25 protein-coding genes and 1 pseudogene are annotated in these 23,575 nt (G+C 58.0%); 7 read left to right on the top strand and 19 right to left on the bottom strand.

All coding sequences use genetic code 11. The annotated features are described in order from the left end of the window. Positions 1-16: 16 nt before the first annotated feature. Positions 17-502 (bottom strand): FKBP-type peptidyl-prolyl cis-trans isomerase, encoded by a 486-nt coding sequence (locus ACX3YF_RS02340; protein ID WP_008054392.1) that lies wholly within the window; start codon positions 500-502, stop codon positions 17-19. Between ACX3YF_RS02340 and ACX3YF_RS02345 the strand changes: the two genes are divergently transcribed. From ACX3YF_RS02345 to ACX3YF_RS02360, 4 genes and pseudogenes are all read left to right on the top strand, one after another. After that, positions 471-797: a DUF3565 domain-containing protein gene (locus tag ACX3YF_RS02345; RefSeq protein WP_458973360.1), complete on the top strand. Its 327-nt coding sequence runs from the start codon at positions 471-473 to the stop codon at positions 795-797. The genes ACX3YF_RS02340 and ACX3YF_RS02345 overlap by 32 nt on opposite strands. 60 nt (positions 798-857) lie before the next feature. Then, a complete protein-coding gene (gene pta, locus ACX3YF_RS02350) occupies positions 858-2,957 on the top strand; it encodes a phosphate acetyltransferase (protein ID WP_047537783.1) in 2,100 nt (699 codons plus the stop codon). Next, on the top strand, positions 2,958-3,863 hold the full coding sequence (locus tag ACX3YF_RS02355; RefSeq protein ID WP_130203972.1) for an acyltransferase: 906 nt from the start codon (positions 2,958-2,960) through the stop codon (positions 3,861-3,863). Between the two features lie 6 nt (positions 3,864-3,869). After that, positions 3,870-3,962: pseudogene (locus ACX3YF_RS02360) on the top strand (metal ABC transporter ATP-binding protein); the annotation flags it as partial. A 236-nt stretch (positions 3,963-4,198) separates the two neighbouring features. Here the strand turns inward: ACX3YF_RS02360 and ACX3YF_RS02365 are convergent. The 8 genes from ACX3YF_RS02365 to ACX3YF_RS02400 all read right to left on the bottom strand — a co-directional run bounded on the left by ACX3YF_RS02365 (position 4,199) and on the right by ACX3YF_RS02400 (position 11,234). Then, entirely contained in the window at positions 4,199-4,660 is a 462-nt protein-coding gene (locus ACX3YF_RS02365; protein WP_458973361.1) for a hypothetical protein, read from the bottom strand. An 89-nt stretch (positions 4,661-4,749) separates the two neighbouring features. Next, positions 4,750-4,989 carry a hypothetical protein gene (locus ACX3YF_RS02370; protein WP_448645815.1) on the bottom strand — a complete coding sequence of 80 codons (240 nt, stop codon included), beginning with the start codon at positions 4,987-4,989 and terminating at the stop codon, positions 4,750-4,752. Between the two features lie 3 nt (positions 4,990-4,992). Continuing rightward, positions 4,993-5,577 (bottom strand): 2OG-Fe(II) oxygenase, encoded by a 585-nt coding sequence (locus tag ACX3YF_RS02375; protein ID WP_458973362.1) that lies wholly within the window; start codon positions 5,575-5,577, stop codon positions 4,993-4,995. Beyond that, positions 5,558-6,109, bottom strand: a complete 552-nt coding sequence (locus ACX3YF_RS02380) for a hypothetical protein (protein ID WP_130203969.1) — start codon at positions 6,107-6,109, stop codon at positions 5,558-5,560. The genes ACX3YF_RS02375 and ACX3YF_RS02380 overlap by 20 nt, the downstream gene beginning before the upstream one ends. 327 nt (positions 6,110-6,436) lie before the next feature. Next, entirely contained in the window at positions 6,437-6,988 is a 552-nt protein-coding gene (locus ACX3YF_RS02385; protein WP_130203968.1) for a hypothetical protein, read from the bottom strand. 401 nt (positions 6,989-7,389) lie between these two features. Then, complete coding sequence (cysN, locus tag ACX3YF_RS02390; RefSeq protein WP_458973363.1) at positions 7,390-9,288, bottom strand: sulfate adenylyltransferase subunit CysN; 1,899 nt, start codon at positions 9,286-9,288, stop codon at positions 7,390-7,392. Positions 9,289-9,297: 9 nt separating this feature from the next. Continuing rightward, on the bottom strand, positions 9,298-10,215 hold the full coding sequence (gene cysD, locus ACX3YF_RS02395; RefSeq protein ID WP_090316153.1) for a sulfate adenylyltransferase subunit CysD: 918 nt from the start codon (positions 10,213-10,215) through the stop codon (positions 9,298-9,300). Between the two features lie 260 nt (positions 10,216-10,475). Next, complete coding sequence (locus tag ACX3YF_RS02400) at positions 10,476-11,234, bottom strand: Nif3-like dinuclear metal center hexameric protein (protein ID WP_130203966.1); 759 nt, start codon at positions 11,232-11,234, stop codon at positions 10,476-10,478. Between the two features lie 103 nt (positions 11,235-11,337). Between ACX3YF_RS02400 and algW the strand changes: the two genes are divergently transcribed. The 3 genes from algW to ACX3YF_RS02415 all read left to right on the top strand — a co-directional run bounded on the left by algW (position 11,338) and on the right by ACX3YF_RS02415 (position 15,423). Further along, complete coding sequence (gene algW / locus ACX3YF_RS02405; protein ID WP_130203965.1) at positions 11,338-12,498, top strand: Do family serine endopeptidase AlgW; 1,161 nt, start codon at positions 11,338-11,340, stop codon at positions 12,496-12,498. 87 nt (positions 12,499-12,585) lie between these two features. Then, a complete protein-coding gene (locus tag ACX3YF_RS02410; protein ID WP_449104728.1) occupies positions 12,586-14,691 on the top strand; it encodes a TonB-dependent siderophore receptor in 2,106 nt (701 codons plus the stop codon). A 12-nt stretch (positions 14,692-14,703) separates the two neighbouring features. Beyond that, a complete protein-coding gene (locus ACX3YF_RS02415; protein ID WP_458973364.1) occupies positions 14,704-15,423 on the top strand; it encodes a DUF4198 domain-containing protein in 720 nt (239 codons plus the stop codon). A 58-nt stretch (positions 15,424-15,481) separates the two neighbouring features. Here the strand turns inward: ACX3YF_RS02415 and hisC are convergent, their stop codons facing one another. The 10 genes from hisC to ACX3YF_RS02465 all read right to left on the bottom strand — a co-directional run bounded on the left by hisC (position 15,482) and on the right by ACX3YF_RS02465 (position 23,433). Further along, positions 15,482-16,534, bottom strand: coding sequence for a histidinol-phosphate transaminase (gene hisC, locus ACX3YF_RS02420; RefSeq protein ID WP_130203962.1), 1,053 nt, complete (start codon positions 16,532-16,534; stop codon positions 15,482-15,484). Positions 16,535-16,536: 2 nt separating this feature from the next. Next, positions 16,537-17,862, bottom strand: coding sequence for a histidinol dehydrogenase (hisD, locus tag ACX3YF_RS02425; protein ID WP_130203961.1), 1,326 nt, complete (start codon positions 17,860-17,862; stop codon positions 16,537-16,539). Between the two features lie 126 nt (positions 17,863-17,988). Beyond that, positions 17,989-18,624 (bottom strand): ATP phosphoribosyltransferase, encoded by a 636-nt coding sequence (hisG, locus tag ACX3YF_RS02430; RefSeq protein WP_008018703.1) that lies wholly within the window; start codon positions 18,622-18,624, stop codon positions 17,989-17,991. A gap of 126 nt (positions 18,625-18,750) precedes the next feature. Beyond that, positions 18,751-20,016 (bottom strand): UDP-N-acetylglucosamine 1-carboxyvinyltransferase, encoded by a 1,266-nt coding sequence (gene murA / locus ACX3YF_RS02435; protein ID WP_090467169.1) that lies wholly within the window; start codon positions 20,014-20,016, stop codon positions 18,751-18,753. Positions 20,017-20,038: 22 nt separating this feature from the next. Then, positions 20,039-20,278 (bottom strand): BolA family protein, encoded by a 240-nt coding sequence (locus ACX3YF_RS02440; RefSeq protein ID WP_047537750.1) that lies wholly within the window; start codon positions 20,276-20,278, stop codon positions 20,039-20,041. A 114-nt stretch (positions 20,279-20,392) separates the two neighbouring features. Then, a complete protein-coding gene (locus ACX3YF_RS02445; protein ID WP_047537747.1) occupies positions 20,393-20,698 on the bottom strand; it encodes an STAS domain-containing protein in 306 nt (101 codons plus the stop codon). Next, the gene (locus ACX3YF_RS02450) at positions 20,695-21,348 is read right to left on the bottom strand and encodes an MlaC/ttg2D family ABC transporter substrate-binding protein (RefSeq protein ID WP_130203959.1); all 654 of its coding nucleotides are present in this window, start codon (positions 21,346-21,348) and stop codon (positions 20,695-20,697) included. Before ACX3YF_RS02450 ends, ACX3YF_RS02445 begins: the two co-directional genes overlap by 4 nt. 11 nt (positions 21,349-21,359) lie before the next feature. After that, complete coding sequence (gene mlaD, locus ACX3YF_RS02455) at positions 21,360-21,827, bottom strand: outer membrane lipid asymmetry maintenance protein MlaD (protein WP_047537743.1); 468 nt, start codon at positions 21,825-21,827, stop codon at positions 21,360-21,362. Continuing rightward, positions 21,827-22,624, bottom strand: a complete 798-nt coding sequence (gene mlaE / locus ACX3YF_RS02460; protein WP_047537739.1) for a lipid asymmetry maintenance ABC transporter permease subunit MlaE — start codon at positions 22,622-22,624, stop codon at positions 21,827-21,829. The genes mlaD and mlaE overlap by 1 nt, the downstream gene beginning before the upstream one ends. Then, positions 22,624-23,433, bottom strand: coding sequence for an ATP-binding cassette domain-containing protein (locus ACX3YF_RS02465; protein WP_090467168.1), 810 nt, complete (start codon positions 23,431-23,433; stop codon positions 22,624-22,626). Before ACX3YF_RS02465 ends, mlaE begins: the two co-directional genes overlap by 1 nt. Positions 23,434-23,575 lie beyond the last annotated feature (142 nt).

A 23,575-nucleotide genomic window follows, 5' to 3' on the forward strand; every position in this document is an offset into this window, starting at 1 on the left:
AGCTTAGCGCAGAAAATCAGTGGTGATGGCCACCTTCGCCATGGACGTGACCATGAGCGATTTCTTCCTGGCTGGCATCACGGATATTGATGATCTTGACCTGGAAATTCAGGCGCTGACCGGCCAACGGGTGGTTGCCGTCGACAGTCACGTCGTCGCCATCCAGATCGCGGATGGTCACGATCTGCATCTGGCCGTCCGGAGCGGAAGCGTGGAACTGCATGCCCACTTCCAGCTCATCCACGCCTTCGAACATGCTGCGGCTCAGTGTGCTGACCAGTTCGGCAGCGTACTCGCCATAGGCATCTTCAGGTTCAACGGCTACGGTCAGCTCGTCGCCGACTGCTTTGCCTTCCAGTGCCTTTTCCAGGCCCGGAATGATGTTACCTGCGCCTTGCAGGTAGACCAGCGGCGCGCCGCCGGCTGAGCTGTCGATGACCTCACCAGCGTCGTTGGTCAGGGTATAGTCGATGGAGACAGCCTTATTGGCGGCAATCAGCATGGGGCGAGACCTTTTGCATAAGAATAATGAAAGACCCAGTTTAGCGAAGCAATCGCCCGAAAGCGAATACAACCCGGACAGACGGATTGCGACGATCACCGGCTTTCATCAAGACGAGGACGGACACTGGGTGGCCGAGCTTTCCTGCGGCCACACACAGCACCTGCGACACCAGCCGCCCTGGCAGTCCCGCGCCTGGGTCACGGACCCTGCACGGCGCCATGAAAAAATAGGCCAGCCCTTCGATTGCGGTTGGTGCGCACAAGGCTCGGTTAGCGATAACCTTGGCGACTGAATTTCGGTAGATCGTCAGATATAGATGATCACCACTGCCATGCACCTCCAGAGAATCCGCATGCAAACTTTTTTTATCGCACCCACCGATTTTGGTGTGGGTCTGACCTCCATCAGCCTCGGGCTGGTCCGCACCCTTGAGCGTGCCGGCCTCAAGGTCGGTTTTTTCAAACCGATCGCTCAGCCGCATCCGGGTGACACGGGGCCTGAGCGCTCCACCGAACTGATCGCCCGCACCCACGGCCTGAAACCTCCACAGCCACTGGGCCTGGCCCATGTCGAGCGCATGCTCGGCGACGGTCAGCTGGACGAGTTGCTCGAAGAAATCATCACGCTTTATCAACAAGCGGCCATCGGCAAGGACGTGCTGATTGTCGAAGGCATGGTCCCGACCCGCAGCGCCAGCTATGCCGCACGGGTCAACTTGCACCTGGCCAAAAGCCTCGACGCCGAGGTGATCCTGGTGTCGGCGCCGGAAAACGAAGTGCTGACCGAACTGTCCGGTCGCGTCGAGTTGCAGGCGCAATTGTTTGGCGGCCCGAAAGACCCGAAAGTCCTCGGCGTGATCCTCAACAAGGTGAAGACCGACGAAAGCATGGAGGCCTTCGCCGCCCGCCTCAAGGAACATTCGCCGCTGTTGCGCAGTGGTGACTTCCGCCTGCTGGGCTGCATTCCGTTTCAGCCGGAACTCAACGCCCCGCGCACCCGCGACGTCGCCGACCTGATGGGCGCACAGGTGCTCAACGCCGGCGACTACGAAACCCGGCGCATGTCCAAAATCATCATCTGCGCGCGCACCATGCGTAACACCGTAGAGCTGCTCAAACCGGGCGTGCTGGTGGTGACCCCGGGCGATCGCGACGACATCATCCTCGCCGTCAGCCTCGCCGCCATGAATGGCGTACCGCTGGCCGGCCTGTTGCTGACCAGCGACACCCTGCCCGACCCACGGATCATGGACCTCTGCCGTGGCGCCTTGCAGGCCGGTTTGCCGGTGTTGTCGGTGAGCACCGGCTCCTATGACACCGCCAACCAGTTGAACGGCCTGAACAAGGAAATCCCGATCGACGACCGCGAGCGCGCGGAAATCATTACCGATTTCGTCGCCAGCCACCTCGACGCCAACTGGCTGCACCAGCGTTGTGGCACACCGCGGGAAATGCGCCTGTCGCCGGCCGTGTTCCGCTATCAACTGATTCAGCGTGCGCAGAACGCCAACAAGCGCATCGTCCTGCCCGAAGGCAGCGAGCCGTTGACCGTGCAGGCCGCAGCGATCTGTCAGGCCCGCGGCATTGCCCGTTGCGTGTTGCTGGCCAAACCGGCAGACGTCGAGGCCGTTGCGCGCGCCCAAGGCATCGAGCTGCCACCGGGGCTGGAAATCCTCGACCCGGACCTGATCCGCGAGCGCTATGTCGAACCGATGGTTGCCCTGCGCAAAAGCAAAAGCCTCAACGCGCCCATGGCCGAGCAGCAACTGGAAGACACCGTGGTGATCGGCACCATGATGCTGGCGCTGGACGAGGTCGATGGCCTCGTGTCGGGCGTCATCCACTCCACCGCCAACACCATTCGCCCGGCCCTGCAACTGATCAAAACGGCGCCGGGCTGCACGTTGGTCTCGTCGGTGTTCTTCATGCTGTTTCCGGAAGAGGTGCTGGTCTACGGCGACTGCGTGATGAACCCGCACCCGAGCGCCAGCGAACTGGCCGAGATCGCCCTGCAAAGCGCCGATTCGGCGGCAGCGTTCGGCATCACTCCCCGTGTGGCGATGATCAGTTACTCCAGCGGTGAATCGGCCAGCGGCGAAGAGGTCGAGAAGGTGCGCGAGGCTACGCTGCTCGCCCATGAGCAACAGAACTCGCTGCTGATCGACGGACCGTTGCAATACGATGCCGCCGCCAACGAAACCGTGGCCCGGCAACTGGCACCGAACAGTCAGGTGGCCGGACGCGCCACGGTGTTCGTGTTCCCCGATCTGAATACCGGCAACACCACTCACAAAGCCGTGCAGCGCAGCGCCGACTGCGTCAGCCTCGGCCCGATGCTGCAAGGCCTGCGCAAACCGGTGAATGACTTGCCGCGCGGTGCGCAAGTCGACGACATCGTCTACACCATCGCGTTGACCGCGATCCAGGCAGCCAACCGACCTATGGACGTTTAAATGCTGGTTTTTCTACCTGCCGCCGTGCGCGGTGTCATTGCTTCGTTGCTGTTGGCACTCAATACCATCCTGCTGTGCTCATTCCTGTTCTGCGTGGCGCTGATCAAGGTCCTGCCGTTCGCCTTCACCCAGCGCATCGCCGGATGGTTGATGAGTCATACCCACGAAGCCTGGATCAGCATCAACAAAGGCTGGATGAACCTGGTCCGTCGTACCCGCTGGCACACCAGCGGCCTGCAAGGCCTGGACTACCGGCATTCGTACCTGATCACCAGCAATCACCAGAGCTGGGTCGACATCCTGGTGCTGCAATACGTGCTCAACCGCCGTATCCAGCCACTGAAGTTCTTTCTCAAGCAAGAACTGATCTGGGTCCCGGTGATCGGCCTGGCGTGGTGGGCGCTGGGCTTCCCGTTCATGAAGCGCTACTCCAAGGCCTATCTGGAGAAACATCCGGAAAAGAAGGGCAAAGACCTGGAAACCACCCGCAACACCTGCGCAAAGTTCCGCAATAATCCGGTGGGGATTTTCAACTTCGTCGAAGGCACACGCTTCACCGAAGGCAAGCATGCCCAACAGCAATCACCCTTTAAATACCTGCTCAAACCCAAGGCCGGCGGCATTGCCTTTGTGCTGGATGCCATGGGCGAGCAGTTGGAGTCCATCGTCAACGTGACCATCCACTACCCAGCCGGACGACCTGGTTTCTGGGACCTGCTGTGCGGGAATATTGCGGATGTGGTGGTGCACTTCGAAGAGCTGAAAATTCCGCCGCAGTTCATCGGCAAGAACTACGACCAGGACGGCGAGTACCGCCTGCAGTTTCAGGGCTGGATCAATCAGCTTTGGGAAGACAAGGATGCGTTGCTGGGGCAGATGCATCGGGAATATCCAGACAAACGCTGATCCCCTGTGGGAGCGAGCCTGCTCGCGAATGCGGCGGATCAGCCTACATCAATGTTGAATGACACACCGTATTCGCGAGCAGGCTCGCTCCCACATTTGATCGAATCAATCTGAAAAAAAACCGCCGATGATCACTCATCGGCGGGTTTTTCATTACGGGCTAATACTCACTGCCTGCATGGCAAGAACTTGATAAACGGATAGGCTGGCCTCTATAAGTAATGAGCTGCACGCCCCAGCATGACGCGAACTTGAATCGACTCGCACTCAATCGCGCTTTTATCCAAAACCAAGGATTGTTTGCTTAAACACCACTAGCCTTACAGTGCGGCCTGTTAAATATAACCATCACTACCGCTTGTACAGCACCCATATTCGTCACCGGTATCATCAGGGTTACCACCTATTTCAAGTGGCCCGATCGTTACTGTTGCGATATTTTCAGGCGGCGGTGGTGGAGGAACAAAAGGCGCAGGAGCATAAGATCCCCCTCCCCCGATATTTTCGTTGAATACAGCTATCGCAGAAGGCAAAAATTCGCCGGTTGCAGAAAACCAATTACAAGAAAGCATCTGATTACCGTACGCCACCCTCAGAGTTTCCTTGTGCACTATCTTCATGTCGGGTGCACAGACGTAATCAAGGTAGTTATCCGCAGCACTACCATTAAAGAAATTCGCAGCATTTGTCACTATGTTTTCGAGCGCTTGCGATTTATAGATTGAATACCCACCAACAAGAATCGAGACACTCATACTGGCAATAATCAGCGATGGTGAAGCTACTAAAATAGCCATAGTTCCGAGTACACCAGCGACATTACCTACGAGGTTAAGAGCATCACCCTTGTTAATTCCATTACCATCTCTAACATCCACTCCAATTTTTAGGAAAGTATAGTACCAGCGACTATATTGGCTGGCATGCTCACAATCGGCACATAAGGTCCTGCCAGCTTGGTGACTGACATCACGCTCGCTATTACAGCACCGGTTTGTGCCGTTTGGCTCACCAACACCATTCCAGCCCCATTCACTAAAAACTGGTCTGCCACCGCAGTCGCACCCGAGCCGACAGTTACGCCATCGTTCACTACACCTACAATTATCTCGGCTTTCCCAGCCATATATTACTCCTTGATCACAGTTTTAAACGCAAGTGTCATTCTTACCTGATCACACTTGACGGAAGGTGATCTCGCCGCATGTGGAATTCGCCCATCGAAAACCACCACACGACGAGATTTTGGAAGTACAGCCTTAATGACATTTTCTTTCGCATCATCATAGAAAACGAGCTCTCCTCCCCAGGACGTGGGCCAGTGCTCGTTGCAGAAAACGATAACAGTCAATCCCGGATGGGTTTTGTTATCACGATGAATAATGGTGTCTTGCCCGAACATCTGTCCGTTTGCGTAAACACCTAACAACGTCATATTGAAATCATGTAGATCTGAAAATCGCTCCCAGAAACCAACCAGAAAACGCCATGATTCATTGCCGTTCAATTCTTCCAGGCAGGACTGCCGCTCAGGGCGACCTTTACCCGCAATGAACACGTGCCAGCAGGGCCTGACGAAGGGCAACTCTTCATAATTTGGCCAGTTGTATCTCCAGACAGCCCCCTTGAGCAAAAGATTTATAGCGACTTCTTCGCTTTCCATCAGAAAGTCATCAATAACATATATTCCATTATCAATTCTCTCGAGTTTCATGCGTTCTCCTTTTCGCAGCGACCCTGTTCCAAATCCCATTCCGAGCAATTACAAACAGCAAGTAGGACAATATAATTGACCAACCAGCCAGCACAAAATAACACCCAATGTTATTTGACCTTACCCAAAGCAATATATCTTTACGGCCGATCAACAAATTGGTATCAACATCATAGACCCACCAAACAAACCGTTTAGTCCGATCTGAATCCACAGCAACCCACAATTTTTTCCCCTTCCTCAAATTCAGGTGCTGAATGTCACTCGCAGAAGCTTCAATAATGTAGTTATAGGCATCCTCATCCAGCCCGACCCTCAAATATAAAGATGAAGTAGCTCTTGACTGAAAAACATCTCTATACAAATAAGCACTTTCCATAACCAGCCGTTCCGGCAAGGGAGGGATCTCCCGTACTTTTCCATACATTGGGACCGAAGCAACAACAAAACCAACAAACAAAAACACTAAAAAAACAATCTCACCGACCCCGGCAATATATTCAGGAGGGATATATAAATTCTTTGCAGGCACACGCACTCCCAGAACGTCAATCGAAAATCACATTAAGGATTCAACACCTGACTGAGCTCGGAATCGTTCGAATCTCAAATCTTGCGCACCGAATAGCCCGACTTTTTTAAGTGAAATACCTCAGATCGCTTAAACGCAAAGCTCCAGAGCTTTGTATTTTTCGAAACTAGACAAAACACCGAGATGAACACGTGCCAGCAGGGCCTGACAAAGAGCAGTTCTTCATAATTTGGCCAGCTTTATCTCCAGACAACCCCCTTGAGCAAAAGGTTTATGGCGACTTCTTCGCTTTCCGTCAGAAAGTCATAAATCACGTATATTCCATTATCAATCCGTTCGATTTTCATGCACTCTCCTTTTCGCTACAACCCTGTTCCAAATTCCATTTCGAAAAATAACAAACAGAAAGCATGATGACAAAACTGACAACCACACCAATAAAAAATAGCACTCATTGTTACTACGCTTTATCCAACTCAATATATCCTCACGACTGACCAACAGATGGGTATCAACATCATAGACCCACCAAACAAACCGTTTAGCCCGATCTGAATCTACAGCAACCCATAATTTTTGCCCCTTCCTCAAATCCAAGTTCTGAATGTCACTAGCAGAAGCTTCAATAATGTAGTTATAGGCATCATCATTCAGCCCGACCCTCAAATATAAAAATGAATCATTCCTTGAGTGCGAAACATCTTTATACAAATAAGCACTCTCCCTAACCAGCCTTTCCGGCAAGGGAGGGATTTCCTGTATTTTTCCATATACAAGAACCGAGACCAAAACCAGAACAAAAAACAAAAATAGTAAGGAAACATTCTCTCCGACCCCAGTAACATATCCAGGATTGGCATATAAATTCTTTGCAGGCACACGTACCTCCAGACGCCTATCAAAAACAACATTTAACACTCACACCTGACAGGGATTGGCACCGCTCGAAACTCAGATTTTTCTCACCGAGAAATCCAAATCTTTAAACTTTAATATTTCAGAGCGCTTAAAATTCAAAAACCCTGCGCTTTGTATTTTCTTTTCGCCCCCCCCAAAAAAAAACCGAAACAGATATCAACCTCATATCTGCTAACAACAATATCTCCCTATGCAAACAAATGTAACTTACGAGTTCCGATATCCCTGTAGTCCATTTCCCAAGCACCAACAACGCTGGCCATTCACGCGTTTTTCCGAGCACAAAAAAAGCCCGCAGACAGTTACCTGTCTGCGGGCTTTTTCTTGCAGCTTGAAGCTAGAAGCTTGCCGCTGCTTTGAGCTTAGATCGCGCCACGCTTGCGCAGCAGATCCAGCACTTGCTTGACGCTTTCTTCCAGCGACAGCGATTGGGTGTCGATCACCAGATCGGCATCCAGCGGCACGTCGTACGGGAAGGACTCGCCCGGGATGTTATCGCCGGCCGCCGCGTACAGGCCTTGTGGATCGCGTTCGGCACAGACCGCTGGCGAAGCCTGGACGTAGACCGTCAGCAGACGCTCCTTGCCGATCAGTTCCTTGGCCTGTTCACGACCTTCGGAGCTCGGCGCAACGAACGCCGCCAGGGTCAGCAAACCGGCTTCGTTGAACTGACGCGCGACGTGCGCGGCACGACGCCAGTTCTCGGTACGCCCGGCGCGATCCTGTGGCAGACCCTTGTTCAGGTCGTGACGCAGGTTCTGGCCATCGAGCACATACACCGCACGACCCATGTCGAACAGTTTGCGCTCCACGGCATATGCCAGGGTGCTCTTGCCTGCGCCCGACAGGCCGCTGAACAACACGGTGGCCGGTTGCTGGCCGAAGCGCTGGGCGCGTTCTTCGGTGGCGACGTGGGCCAGTTTGCCGTGGTGCGTGGCACTGCCGTGTGCCAGAGGCTGGGCGACGATCATGCCGGCGCCCACGGTGCCGTTGGTCAGGCGGTCGATAATGATGAACGCGCCGGTGGTGCGGTTGCTGTCGTAACCGTCGAGGGCAATCGGCGCGTCGAGCGCGATCTTGACCTTACCGATTTCGTTCAGCTGCAACGCGCTGGCCGGGCCTTCTTCGAGGGTGTTCACGTCGACCTTGTTGACGATGCTGGCGATGGAGCCCGGCACGTAACTGGTGGCGCGTTTGATGTCGTATTTCTTACCCGGCAGCATCGGCTCTTCAGCCATCCACACCAGCATCGCTTCGAAGCTGTCGGTGACCGGCGGCACGTTGTCGGCGTGGACCAACAGGTCGCCGCGGGAGATGTCGATTTCATCTTCCATGGTCAGCGTCACCGCTTGACCTGGACCGGCGTGCTCCAGCTCACCCTCGAAGGTGACGATGGATTTCACGCGGCTGCTCTTGCCCGACGGCAGGACCACGACTTCGTCGCCTTTCTTGACGATGCCACTGGCCAGGGTGCCGGCGAAACCACGGAAGTTCAGGTTCGGACGGTTGACGTACTGCACCGGGAAACGCAGGTCGGTGAAGTTGCGATCGCCCGCCACTTCCACGGTTTCGAGAATTTCCATCAGCGACTGGCCGGTGTACCACGGCGAGCGCTCGGACTTGTTCACCACGTTGTCGCCCTTGAGGGCAGACATCGGCACGAAGTGCATGCTCGTCGGCTTCATCTTCAAGCCTTCGGCGAACTTCAGGTAGTCGGCCTTGATCGACTCGAACACGCCCTGATCGAAGTCCTTGAGGTCCATCTTGTTGATGGCGACGACGATGTGCTTGATGCCCAACAGCGAGGCAATGAAGCTGTGGCGACGGGTCTGGGTCTGCACGCCGTAACGGGCGTCGACCAGGATGATCGCCAGGTCACAGGTGGATGCACCGGTGGCCATGTTGCGGGTGTACTGCTCATGGCCAGGGGTGTCGGCGATGATGAACTTGCGCTTGGCGGTGGAGAAATAGCGGTACGCGACATCAATGGTGATGCCTTGCTCACGCTCGGCCTGCAGGCCGTCGACCAGCAACGCCAGGTCGATGTCTTCACCGGTGGTGCCGACTTTTTTCGAATCGCGGGTAATGGCTTCCAGGTGATCTTCGTAGATCATCTTGGAGTCGTGCAGCAGACGCCCGATCAGGGTGCTCTTGCCGTCGTCGACGTTACCGCAGGTCAGAAAGCGCAGCAGCTCTTTACGTTCGTGCTGGCCCAGGTAGGCGAGGATGTCCTCGCTGATCAAATCAGATTGATGCGACATGACAGCCCCTTAGAAATAACCTTGACGTTTCTTGTCTTCCATCGAGCCGGCGCCATCGTGGTCGATGACACGGCCCTGGCGCTCGGAAGTTCGCGTCAGGAGCATTTCCTGAATGATGTCCGTGAGGCTTTCGGCCTCGGACTCCACCGCGCCCGTCAACGGGTAGCAGCCAAGGGTACGGAAACGCACTTTCTTTTTGACGATGCGCGCTTTGTCTTCATCGCTCAGGTGTTCGAGGATGCGCTCGTCGTCGATCATGATCAGCGTGCCGTTCTTCTCGATGACTTCACGCTCGGCGGCGAAGTACAGCGGGACGATCGGGATGCCTTCAAGGTAGATGTACTGCCAGATGTCCAGTTCAGTCCAGTTCGACAACGGGAACACACGAATGGATTCGCCCTTGTTGACCTTGCCGTTGTAGACGTTCCAGAGCTCCGGGCGCTGGTTTTTCGGATCCCAGCGGTGCTTGCTGTCGCGGAACGAATACACGCGCTCCTTGGCGCGGGATTTCTCTTCATCGCGACGAGCACCACCGAAAGCGGCGTCGAAACCATATTTGTCCAATGCCTGCTTCAGGCCTTCGGTCTTCATGATGTCGGTGTGCTTGGCACTGCCGTGGGTAAACGGGTTGATGCCTTGCGCCACGCCGTCCGGGTTCACATGGGTGATCAGGTCGAGACCCAGCTCGGCGACCATTTTGTCGCGGAAGGCGTACATCTCCTGGAATTTCCAGCGGGTGTCGACATGCATCACCGGAAACGGCAGCTTGCCAGGGAAAAACGCCTTGCGTGCCAGGTGCAGCATCACGGCGGAGTCTTTACCGATGGAGTACAGCATCACCGGGTTATCGAACTCGGCGGCCACCTCGCGGATGATGTGGATGCTTTCCGCCTCCAGCTGTTTCAGATGCGTCAGTTTGTCGACCATGGCTACTCACGAAAGCTTTCTTATGAACGGCCAGCGGGCCGTGTTCGAGCGAGGAATCCTAGCACAGCGCCCACTTCTAATCAGGACGCCAACTAGAACGAAAGAGCATATGAATATGCCCCCTCGTTTGGGCAGAACCCGCCCCCTGCAGGAGCGAGCCGGCTCGCGATGTTCGTCAACGATAACGCTGGGGGCCTGACACCCCGCGGCGTTCTCGGGTTCATCGCGAGCAGGCTCGCTCCTACAGGGACAGCGTTTTGTCAGATTGGGTTCGGGCAATCGATGAAGATGTGTTCGAGGGCAAAGCGTCGCGCCAGGTAATCCCCCAGCGCCTGAACGCCATAACGCTCGGTGGCGTGGTGGCCGGCGGCGATGAAGCTGATGTCGTTTTCCCGCGCGCTGTGGAACGTTTGCTCGGAAGCCTCGCCGCTCAGGTACAGGTCGACACCCGCCAGAATGGCCTGATCGATGTAGCCCTGACCGCCCCCCGTGCACCAGCCGACCCGACGAATCATCTTGCTGCCCTCGACCAGCAAGGGCTCGCGGCCCATGACTTCCTGGACCCGGCGGGCAAAATCCCGAGGCATCATCGGCTCACTCAACGAACCGACCAGACCGACAATCTTCAGGTTGTCCGGGTCCAGCGGGCCTTCGACGGTGATGTCGAGCTGCCGGGCCAACTGCACGTTGTTACCGACATCCGGGTGCAGATCCAGCGGCAGGTGATAGGACAGCAGGCTGATATCGTGCTTGAGCAATGTCTTCAGGCGACGCTGCTTCATGCCGGTGATGCACGGGTTTTCGCCCTTCCAGAAATAGCCATGGTGCACCAGCACCAGGTCGGCGTTGGCTTCCACGGCGGCATCGAGCAACGCCTGGCTGGCGGTGACGCCACTGACAATGCGCATCACTTGCGGCCGGCCTTCGACCTGCAGGCCGTTGGGGCAGTAATCGGCAATTTTCGAACTGCTGAGGTAACGGTCGGCTTCTTCGACCAGGGTGCTCAGGGCGACGGCCATGAAAGACTCCTAAATATCCCGTTCAGAGGCACGCGCGGCCTCGTATAATGCGCGTCATTATGGGCGGTCCGATACCGCCTGCAACCCTCTCAGGACGTGCTTAATGCTCAAGGCGCTGCGTTTTTCCGGCTGGCCGCTACTGGCCGGCGTGCTTGTCGCTCTGTTGATAATCCAGCGTTACCCGCAGTGGGTCGGGCTGCCAAGCCTCGACGTCAATCTGCAGCAAGCCCCGCAGACCACCAGCATGCAGCAAGGTCCGGTGTCCTATGCTGACGCGGTGACTACGGCCGCGCCATCCGTGGTGAACCTGTACACCACCAAAGTCATCAACAAACCCAACCACCCGTTGTTCGAAGATCCGCAGTTCCGCCGTTTCTTCGGCGATAACTCGCCCAAGCAGAAACGCATGGAGTCGAGCCTCGGTTCGGGCGTGATCATGAGTCCGGAAGGCTACATCCTGACCAACAACCACGTGACCAGCGGTGCCGACCAGATAGTGGTCGCGCTCAAGGACGGGCGCGAAACCCTGGCCCGGGTGATCGGCAGCGACCCGGAGACCGACCTCGCGGTGCTGAAGATCGATTTGAAGAACTTGCCGGCGATCACCGTCGGCCGTTCCGACAACATCCGCATCGGCGATGTGGCCCTGGCCATCGGCAACCCGTTCGGTGTCGGCCAGACCGTGACCATGGGCATCATCAGTGCGACCGGGCGTAACCAGTTGGGCCTGAACAACTACGAAGACTTCATCCAGACCGACGCCGCGATCAACCCCGGCAACTCCGGGGGTGCACTGGTGGATGCCAACGGCAACCTGACCGGTATCAACACGGCGATTTTTTCCAAGTCAGGTGGCTCCCAGGGCATCGGCTTCGCGATCCCGATCAAACTGGCAATGGAAGTGATGAAGTCGATCATCGAGCACGGCCAGGTGATTCGCGGCTGGCTGGGTATTGAAGTGCAGCCATTGACCCAGGAACTGGCGGAGTCCTTCGGTCTTTCTGGACGTCCGGGCATCGTCGTCGCCGGGATTTTCCGCGACGGCCCGGCGCAGAAGGCCGGCCTGCAGTTGGGCGATGTGATCCTCAGCATCGACGGCGAACCGGCCGGTGATGGCCGTCGCTCGATGAATCAGGTCGCGCGGATCAAACCGACTGACAAGGTCACTGTTCAAGTGATGCGCAACGGCAAGGAGCTCAAGCTCACCGCGGAAATCGGCTTGCGTCCGCCGCCGGCTCCGGTGAAGGAAAAAGAAGAAAACTAAACCCGGCCCGAGCATTTCGGGCCATTGGCAGACATTCTCATTAGACATGTTATATTGTTTCAATTCTAGGAATTGGAACAACATAACATGTCGTCTCGAACAAAGGCCTCCGTGGCCAGTCTTGCCCTCGGGCTGCTGGGGAATCCGGTCTTCGCCGAAGAACCGCGAACCCTCGAACTGGACGCAATCAGCGTCACTTCAGATTACGAATCCGCCACCGGCCCGGTCGATGGCTACCGCGCCACCCGCTCTTCCAGCGCAACCAAAACCGACACCGCCATTCGCGACATCCCGCAATCGATCAGCGTGATTCCCGTCAGTGTGCTCAACGACTTGGGCAGCATCAGCGTCGAGCGTGCACTGGACTTCGCGGGCGGCGTGTCGAAACAGAACAACTTCGGCGGCCTGACGCTCTACGAATACAGCGTGCGTGGCTTCACCACCTCGGAATTCTACAAGGACGGATTCAGCGCCAATCGCGGCTACCCGAGCACGCCGGACGTGGCGAGTATCGAACGCATCGAAGTGCTCAAAGGCCCTGCTGCCAGTCTTTACGGTCGGGGCGATCCGGGCGGCACGGTGAATATCGTCACCAAAAAACCCCGACCCGAAGCCTTCGCCACCCTGCAAACCAGCGCTGGCAGTTGGGATCGCTACCGCACCGCGCTGGACGTCAACACCCCACTGGATGAGGACGGCAACGTGTTGTCGCGGGTAAACCTGGCCGTCGAGGACGGCCAGAGCTTTCGCGATCACGTTGATCGTGAGCGGGTGTTCGTCGCGCCCTCCTTCAGTTGGCAACTCAATCCCGACACGACGCTGCTGGTGGAAAGCGAGTTCATGCGCCACCGCTCCACATTCGACCGCGGCATCGTCGCGCCGAACAACGCGTGGAGTGGCGTGTCTCGTTCGACCTTCCTCGGCGAACCCAACGATGGCGACACCGACAACCACAACAACCTGCTGCAAGCCGCGCTCGAACATCACCTGAACGACACCTGGAAACTGCGCCTGGCCAGTCACTACAAGCAAGGCAAACTCTGGGGCTTCGCCTCGGAAGCGCGCGCCTTGAATGCCGATGGCCACACCGTCAACCGACGCTACCGCGAGCGGGATAACGATTGGCACGACAGCATTACCCAACTCGAACTGCGCGGATTATTCGACACCGGTCCGTGGCAGCACGAACTACTGATCGGCAGTGAATACGAGAACTACCGCAAGAACGAGCGCGTGACGACCATCGCCGGCAGCCCCTACGCCATCGACATTGACCAACCGCTCTATGGCCAGCCGAAACCAGGCGGCGCACGTTCCGGCACTGACTTCTTCGAACACGTCGAAAGCCGCGCCCTGAACCTGCAGGATCAGATCCTCTTCACTGACACGTTGCGAGGCATGCTCGGTGCGCGTCTCGAACGGTTCGAGCAAAGCATCGACGATCACACGCGCAACTCCACCAGCCGCCAGCACCACGACGCCCTTACGCAACGGGCCGGACTGCTGTATCAGCTGACACCCGAAATCGGCCTGTTCGCCAACGCCTCCACTTCGTTCAAACCGAACAATGGCCTGGACGCCGCCGGCAGATCCTTTGATCCGGAAGAAGGTGTTGGCTATGAAATCGGGATCAAGAGCGAGCTGTTCGACGACCGTTTGAGCAGCACCCTCGCCGCCTTCCATATCGAAAAGAAAAACGTCCTCGCCCTCGACCCGGGCACCGACACCAGCCGCGCCATGGGCAAGGCCCGCAGCCAGGGTTTCGATCTGCAAGTCGCCGGGCAAGTCACCGATGCCGTACGGGTGATCGGCGCCTTCGCCTACATCGATGCTGAAGTCACCGAGGGCGACAAGGTCATTCCAACCGGCAGCCGAATTCTCGGCGTCGCCAAACACAGCGGCAGTTTGCTGGGGGTTTATGCGTTTCAGGACGGTCGCTTGCGCGGATCCGATGTCGGTGCGGCCTTCACCTATGTCGGCGACCGCTCGGGCGAAGCCGGCAGCGACTTCGAATTGCCGGCTTATCACACGGTTGACCTGCTGGCCCATTACAAGGCCAGCGACAACGTCACTGTGGGCCTGAACCTCAACAACGTTTTCGACGAGAAATACTTCGAGCGTTCCTACAGCCATTACTGGGTCAACCCCGGCGAGCCGCGCAATTTCACCGTCAGCCTGACACTCACTCTATAAAAGGACATCTCCATGCCCTCTCTCAAATCCCTGGCCCTGCTCGGTCTATTGTTCACCCATGAGGTCTCGGCCCATGGTCTCTGGACTGAACAGCGTCGCGGCAACATCGAAGTGATTTACGGCCACGGCGCCGAGGACAATGCCTTCAAGGCGCAGAAAATCAGCGGCGCCTGGGCGTATGACATCAGCGGGAAAATGATTCCGGTGACCGTCCAGCGCCTGCCTGATCACGCGCGCCTGCAACCGCTGAAACCGCCCGCGGTGATCGCCGTGGCACTGGACAATGGCATGTGGTCGCAGACCGCCGACAAGAAGTGGGTCAACGAGGGGCGCAGTAAAGTACCGGGCGCGATCGAGTCGACACAGACGTTCAAGTACAGCCTGGCGATTTATCAGTCGGCCGCCAGGTTGCCCAGGCTTGATCAGCTGAAGTTGCTGATTTTGCCGGAAGTCGATCCGCTGACCGTGGGGCCGGGCAATTCGCTGCCGGTGCGTGTGCTACTGGATGGAAAACCGGCGGCAGGCGTGAAGTTGGTGGGTGACTATCGCAATGCGCCGAACACCTTGAGCACCGAAACCGACGCGGACGGTCGGGCGCAAGTGCTGGTGCGCAATGAAGGGTTGAATGTGATTTCGGCTCAGGTGGAAGTGCCGGTGAAGGACAGCGCTGACGTAAGAAGCCGTGGATTGTTCAGTTCGCTGACATTCCTGGGCGAACCGCATCACGAGTAAGTCAAAACAACACTAAACACTGTGGGAGCGAGCTCGCTCCCACAGGATCGGGGATGGTTTACAGATCGCCTAAACCGTCGATCAACGCCTGGTTCTGCTCCGGCGTACCGATGGAAATCCGCAGGAACTGAGCAATCCGCTCCTGCTTGAAGTGCCGGACGATCACGCCTTGCTCACGCAACTTCGCCGCCAGCCCCGCCGCATCGTGCTGCGGGTGACGGGCGAAAATGAAGTTCGCTGCCGACGGCAATACTTCGAAACCCTTGGCCTGCAGCTGTGCAATCAACTGCTCGCGACTCTCGATGACCAATCGGCAAGTCTTGTCGAAGTACTCACGATCTTCAAACGCGGCCGCCGCACCGACATTCGCCATCCGATCCAGCGGATAGGAGTTGAAGCTGTTCTTGATCCGCTCCAGCGCCTCGATGAGGTCAGGATGCCCCACCGCCAAACCTACCCGCAGACCCGCCAGGGAACGGGACTTGGACAGCGTCTGAGTCACCAGCAGGTTCGGATAACGGTCCACCAGACTGATCGCGGTTTCTCCGCCGAAGTCGATGTAAGCCTCATCCACCACGACCACCGAATCCGGGCTGGCCTTGAGGATTTGCTCGATGGCGTCGAGGGCCAGCAGGCAACCGGTCGGCGCATTCGGGTTGGGGAAAATGATCCCGCCATTCGGCTTGGCGTAGTCCGCCGGGTCGATCCGGAAGTGCGCGTCCAGCGGCACCGCATCAAACCGGATGCCGTACAGACCGCAGTAGACCGGATAGAAGCTGTAGCTGATATCCGGGAACAGCAGCGGCTGATCGTGCTGCAGCAAGCCGTGAAAGATGTGCGCCAGGACTTCATCGGAACCGTTGCCGAGGAACACCTGATTGCTCTGCACGCCGTAATACCTGGCGACCGCATTCTTGAGCAGATCGCTGTTCGGATCCGGGTACAAACGCAGGTTGTCGTTCAGCTCGGCCTGCATGGCGGCCAGCGCCTTGGGCGATGGGCCATACGGGTTTTCGTTGGTGTTGAGCTTCACCAGTTTTGCCAGTTTCGGCTGCTCGCCCGGTACGTAAGGCACCAGATTCTTGACGAACGGGCTCCAGAATTTACTCATGCTCAGTTTCCCTTTTGTTCGTCAACGATACGGTATTCGGCACTGCGGGCGTGGGCGGTCAGCGACTCGCCACGGGCCAGCACGGAAGCGGTTTTGCCCAGCTCGGACGCCCCCTGCTCGGAGCAGAAGATGATCGACGAGCGCTTCTGGAAGTCGTAAACACCCAGCGGCGAGGAGAACCGCGCGGTGCCGGAAGTCGGCAACACGTGGTTCGGGCCCGCGCAATAGTCGCCCAAGGCTTCGGAGGTGTGACGGCCCATGAAGATCGCACCGGCGTGGCGGATCTGCGGCAGCCAGGCTTGCGGATCGGCCACCGACAACTCCAGGTGCTCCGGCGCGATGCGGTTGGCCACTTCGATGGCCTGGGCCATATCGCGAACCTGGATCAGCGCACCACGACCATTGATCGAGGTTTCGATGATTTGCGCGCGCTCCATGGTCGGCATCAGCCTGGCGATGCTGTCGGCCACTTTGTCGAGGAAATCGGCGTCGGGGCTGACCAGGATCGCCTGGGCGTCTTCATCGTGCTCGGCCTGGGAGAACAGGTCCATGGCGATCCAGTCCGGATCGGTCTGACCGTCGCACACCACGAGGATCTCGGACGGACCGGCGATCATGTCGATGCCGACCTGACCAAACACGTGGCGCTTGGCGGTGGCGACATAGATGTTGCCCGGCCCCACCACTTTGTCGACCTTCGGCACGCTTTCGGTGCCGTAGGCCAGCGCGGCGACAGCTTGTGCACCGCCAATGGTGAACACGCGGTCGACGCCGGAGATGCAGGCGGCGGCCAGCACCAGCTCATTGATCTCGCCACGCGGAGTCGGCACCACCATGACCACTTCGGTCACACCGGCAACCTTGGCCGGAATGGCGTTCATCAATACTGACGACGGGTACGACGCCTTGCCGCCCGGCACATACAGGCCGGCGCGGTCCAGCGGCGTGACCTTCTGACCCAGCACCGTGCCGTCGGCCTCGGTGTAAGTCCAGGAGTCCTGTTTCTGCTTTTCGTGGTAGCTGCGCACCCGGGCCGCAGCTTTTTCCAGGGCTTCGCGCTGCGCTACCGTGATGCGCGTGAGCGCCAGTTCCAGGCGTTCGCGCGGCAGGATCAGGTCGGCCATTGACGCGACATCGAGCCCGTCGAATTGACGGGTGAATTCCACCAGCGCGGCATCGCCACGCTCGCGCACGGCCTTGATGATGTCCAGCACCCGCTGATTGACCGAGTCGTCAGACACACTTTCCCAGCTCAGCAGATGATCCAGATGATGTGCGAAATCCGGGTCAGCAGCGTTGAGTCGGCGAATTGCAGTCGGTGCGGTCATAGCGAGAGCCTCATAGGATTGGCAAAAACTCAGGCGCCCTAACTTAGCAGTCGTTTCCGCTTGGGCACCTGAGAATTCTGGCTATGAGGCGGATAGACGGGCGCGACTCAAGGTCGCGCAGGTGAATCAGCCGCGGTGTCGAGACTCCACTGCCTTGCGCAGGGTGTCGATCAACGCCTGAATACGGGCGTGTTGCATTTTCATCGAAGCTTTGTTGACGATCAGCCGGGAGCTGATGGCAGCAATGAAGTCCTGTGGCTCCAGACCGTTGGCCCGCAGCGTGTTACCCGTGTCGACCACGTCGATGATCTTGTCGGCCAGGCCGATCAGAGGCGCCAGTTCCATCGAACCGTAAAGCTTGATGATGTCGACCTGGCGGCCCTGTTCGGCGTAGTAACGCTTGGCAACGTTGACGAATTTAGTGGCGATACGCAGACGGCCCTTGGGCTCGACTGCGCCGACCTTGCCGGCCGTCATCAGTTTGCACTGGGCAATTTGCAGGTCCAGTGGCTCGTACAGGCCCTGGCCGCCGTATTCCATCAGCACGTCTTTACCGGCGACACCCAGGTCGGCGGCGCCATGCTCGACGTAGGTCGGCACATCGGTGGCACGCACGATCAGCAGGCGTACATCTTCCTGGGTCGTGGGGATGATCAGCTTGCGACTCTTGTCCGGATTCTCGGTCGGCACGATGCCTGCTTCAGCCAGAAGCGGCAAGGTGTCATCAAGGATGCGGCCCTTGGACAGTGCGATGGTCAACATGGGAAACGTCAGTCCTTATCAAGGTACTCATGCCCGGTCGCAAACGGCGCCGGACACACGTCGAGCCGGAATCCGGCTCGACTTCAACAATTCAACGGGCATGTCCTTATGCCCATGCAGCAGGAACTAGCCCGGTACGCGGCGGATCTTGGCGCCGAGCATCTGCAGTTTCTCTTCGATGCACTCATAACCACGGTCGATGTGGTAGATGCGATCGATCAGGGTGTCGCCTTCGGCGATCAGCGCCGAGATGACCAGGCTGGCCGAAGCACGCAGGTCGGTCGCCATGACTGGCGCGCCCTTGAGCTTTTCGGTGCCGGTCACGATGGCGGTGTTGCCTTCGACCTGGATCTTGGCGCCCATGCGGTGCAGTTCATAAACGTGCATGAAGCGGTTTTCGAAGATCGTCTCGATCACGGCGCCCGTGCCTTCGGCAATGGCGTTGAGGGAGATGAACTGCGCTTGCATGTCAGTCGGGAACGCCGGATACGGTGCGGTACGCACGTTGACGGCTTTCGGCCGCTTGCCGTGCATGTTCAGTTCGATCCAGTCTTCGCCGCAGGTGATTTCGGCGCCCGCTTCCCGGAGTTTTTCCAGAACGGCTTCGAGGATGGTCGGATCGGTGTCCTTGACCTTCACGCGACCGCCAGTCACGGCAGCGGCGACCAGATAGGTGCCGGTTTCGATACGGTCGGGCATCACTTTGTAAGTGGTGGTGTGCAGACGCTCGACGCCATCGATGGTGATGGTGTCGGTGCCAGCACCGGAAACCTTGGCGCCCATGGCGTTCAGGAAGTTCGCCAGGTCGACGACCTCAGGCTCGCGTGCGGCGTTGGCCAGTACACTGCGGCCCTTGGCCAGAGCGGCGGCCATCATGATGTTCTCGGTACCGGTCACACTGACGGTGTCGAAGAAGAAGTGCGCGCCACGCAGGCCGCCTTCCGGCGCCTTGGCCTTGATGTAGCCGCCTTCAACGTCGATGACCGCGCCCATGGCTTCGAGGCCACGGATGTGCAGGTCAACCGGACGCGAACCGATGGCGCAACCGCCAGGCAGTGCGACTTCGGCTTCACCGAAACGGGCAACCATCGGGCCCAGTACGAGGATCGACGCACGCATGGTTTTCACCAGTTCGTACGGAGCGATCAGGGTCTTGATGGTGCGCGGGTCGATTTCGACGGCCAGTTTCTCGTCGATGACAGGCTCGATGCCCATGCGACCGAACAGCTCGATCATGGTGGTGATGTCGTGCAGGTGCGGCAGGTTGGCCACAGTCACAGGGCCATCGCACAGCAGCGTCGCAGCCAGGATCGGCAGGGCAGAGTTCTTTGCCCCGGAGATGCGGATCTCGCCGTCAAGACGAGCTCCGCCAGTAATAATCAATTTATCCATAAGAATCTCGACGCCCTTGGGCTCAGGTGCGCTCGGCCCAGGCCGCGCTGCTGAAAAATTTCATAGTGACCGCGTGGATGCTGCCATCGGTGATCCACGGGTTCAAATGGGCATAGATCTGCTGCTGACGCTTGACCGGGCTCAATGCCGCCAGTTCATCGCTAATCACGTTCAGCTGGAAATTGCAGCCTTCGCCCTCAACTTCTACCTGAGTTCCTGGCAGCTTTCCTTCAAGGAAGCTCTTCACTTCGGTGGCCTGCATGCTCAACCTCAATCGGCGCCCTGTGCGCGCGGGTCGGACATCATACAAAAAAGCCCCGCGCCTGCGAACCCCGCGGAGCAGGACTCTGACGGGGGGCTACTTTATCGATGCGGGTTAGGGATGCGCCAACAGCTCGGTCAACTCACTGACCTGAGCAATTTCGCGCATGTCTTCGGGCATCCCGCGGATGCTCAGCGCCTTGCCGGCCGCCTGGGCATCTCGCATGAAGCACAGCAGCAAGGACAGGCCGACACTGCTGGACTTCTCCACCGCCGAACAATCGATCACCAGGGCCGCAGCCTTGCTGGACTTGATCAGCGCCTGCCCCTGCTCGCGCAGGCCTGGGCCGGTGCGGTAATCCAGCACGCCACTGAGCAACAGTTCGCCGGTTTCGTTCATGCGAACGGCCGAATCACTCATTGGGCTGGCTTCTGGTCGGATTGTTCGGTAGCGGCCTTGGCTTTGGCAACTTCCCCTGCCCAATTGTCGATGGTCGCCTGCAGGTTGTTGCCATTGCGCGACATTGCATCGGCGAACTGATCGCGGAACAGCTTGCCGATGTTGATGCCGTTGATGATGACGTTGCGCAGCTTCCACTCGCCATTGATCTTCTCGAGTGTGTACTGCACTGGATAGATCGCGCCATTGCTGCCCTTGACCGTCATGCCGACGCTGGTGCGGTCGCCCGACTCATCCTTGGCGGGGTCAACGACGATGCCCTGGTTGTTGTACTCAAGCAACGCATTGCCATAGAACTGGAACAAACCTTTCTTGAAGTTTTCTTCAAAGGTCTTCATTTGCGCAGGGCTGGCTTTACGCGAGTACTTGACCGTCATGATGCTCTTGGAAATACCCTCGGCATCCACCACGGGGCCGACAATCGTGTTCAGCGCCGCATAAAAGTCATTCGGGTCCTTCTTGTATTTCTCTTTGTTGGCCGCCAGGTCGGCGAGCAACCGATTGGTGGTGTCCTGTACCAGATCGTGCGCGGAAGGCGCCGCCACGGCGTTAGCTACCAACGGCAAAGCCGCGAGCAATACCAACAGGCCACGTCGCAAGATTGAGATCATTTAACAGCTCCTCATTTGGCGTCTTTGCTAACGGTATTGAGCAGGAATTTACCGATCAGGTCTTCCAGCACCAGCGACGACTGGGTGTCGTGGATGGTTCCGCCATCCTTGAGCAAGGCTTCTTCCCCGCCCACGCTGATACCGATGTACTTCTCGCCCAACAGGCCAGCGGTCAGGATAGATGCAGTGGAGTCGGCGGGCAGGTTATCTACGCGTTTTTCCACCTGCATGGTCACCCGACCGGTGAAACTGTCGCGATCCAGATCGATTGCGGTGACCTTGCCGATGGTGACACCCGCCATGGTTACTTTGGCTCTGACCGTCAAACCGGCGATATTGTCAAAGTATGCATAAAGTTTATAGGTGTCGGTGCTCGGGCTCGGCGAGAGGCCACTGACCCGCAGCGCCAGCAGCAACAAAGCCAGGATGCCAGCCAGCAAGAAAAGGCCGACACCGATTTCCAGGGTGCGGTTTTGCATCAGAAATCTCCAAACATCAAAGCGGTCAGAATAAAGTCCAGGCCCAGTACTGCCAGGGAGGCATACACCACGGTCTTGGTAGTGGCACGACTGATCCCCTCGGAAGTGGGCTCGCAGTCATAGCCTTGGAATACGGCGATCCAGGTCACGACAAAGGCGAAGACGATGCTTTTGATGATGCCGTTGAGCACATCATCCGTGAACGTCACGCTGTTCTGCATGTTCGACCAGTAGGAACCTTCATAGACACCCAGCCAGTCGACCGCTACCCACGAACCGCCCCAGATGCCCACCACGCTGAAAATCATGGCCAGCACCGGCAGGGAAATGAAGCCGGCCCAGAGGCGCGGGGCAATAATGTACTTGAGCGGGTCGACCCCGATCATTTCCAGGCTGGACAGCTGTTCGGTGGACTTCATGTTGCCGATTTCCGCCGTCAGCGCCGAACCGGCACGCCCGGCAAACAGCAACGCAGTCACCACGGGGCCCAGTTCGCGCAGCAGCGTCAGCGCCACCATCTGCCCGACCGCCTGCTCCGAACCGTAGCTGGACAGAATGTTGAACCCTTGCAGCGCCAGTACCATGCCGATGAACACACCGGAGACCACGATGATCACCAGGGACATCACGCCCACCGAGTGCAGCTGCTTGACCAGCAAGCCAAATCCGCCGCCAATACCGCCACGCCCAAGAAGCGCGTGAAACAGAAATATCGCCGAACGTCCGAACACCGACAGCACATCGATGCCGGCCTGGCCGAACCGGCGCACTCGCTCTATAAGTGAAATCTTGCGCATCAACGCTTCCCCAGAAGATCTGCTCGGTAGTCCGTCGCTGGAAAGTGATAGGGGACCGGACCGTCCGGATCGCCTGTCATGAATTGACGGATACGCGGCTCGTCCGAGTTCATCAGCTCGTCAGGCGTGCCCTGCCCCAACACCTGCCCGTCGCCGACCACATAGATGTAATCGGCGATGCTCGCGGTTTCGGCCAGGTCGTGGGAGACCACGATGCTGGTGATGCCCAATGCATCGTTGAGCAAGCGGATCAGGCGCACCAGTACGCCCATGGCGATAGGGTCCTGGCCGACAAAGGGCTCGTCGTACATGAGAATTTGCGGATCAAGCGCAATCGCCCTCGCCAGCGCGACGCGGCGCTTCATGCCGCCGGACAGCTCATCGGGCATCAGGTCAAGGGCGCCGCGCAAACCCACGGCCTGCAATTTGAGCAGGACGATGTCGCGGATCATTTCTTCCGGCAGTTGGGTGTGAACACGCAGCGGAAAGGCGACGTTCTCGAAGACATCGAGGTCGGTAAAGAGTGCGCCGCTCTGAAACAGCACGCCCATGTGCTTGCGGGCGTCGAACAGATCGCTGCGCGACAGTTTTGGCAGGTTCTGACCGTTGACCCAGACTTCGCCATTGGTAGGCCGCAATTGTGCGCCCATCAACCGCAACAGCGTGGTCTTGCCACACCCGGAAGGCCCCATGATGCCGGTGACCTTGCCGCGGGGAATACGGATATCGACGTTATTGAAAATGCTGCGCGCACCGCGCTTGAAGGTCAGTCCCTTCAGCTCGACCGCGTAGGCGTTATCGGCACTCATCTAAACTCCTTGCGATGCAGCCTCTCACTCGGACGCCTGGCTGTCTGACAAAAGCACATCCGCCGAGCGGGCCGAACTGGCGGCGAACTATATCACTGCAATGGCCACGCGCCCAAGGCCAATGCCGAGCCATATTCAGCAA

Source organism: Pseudomonas fluorescens group sp. PF-69 (genome assembly GCF_054481235.1).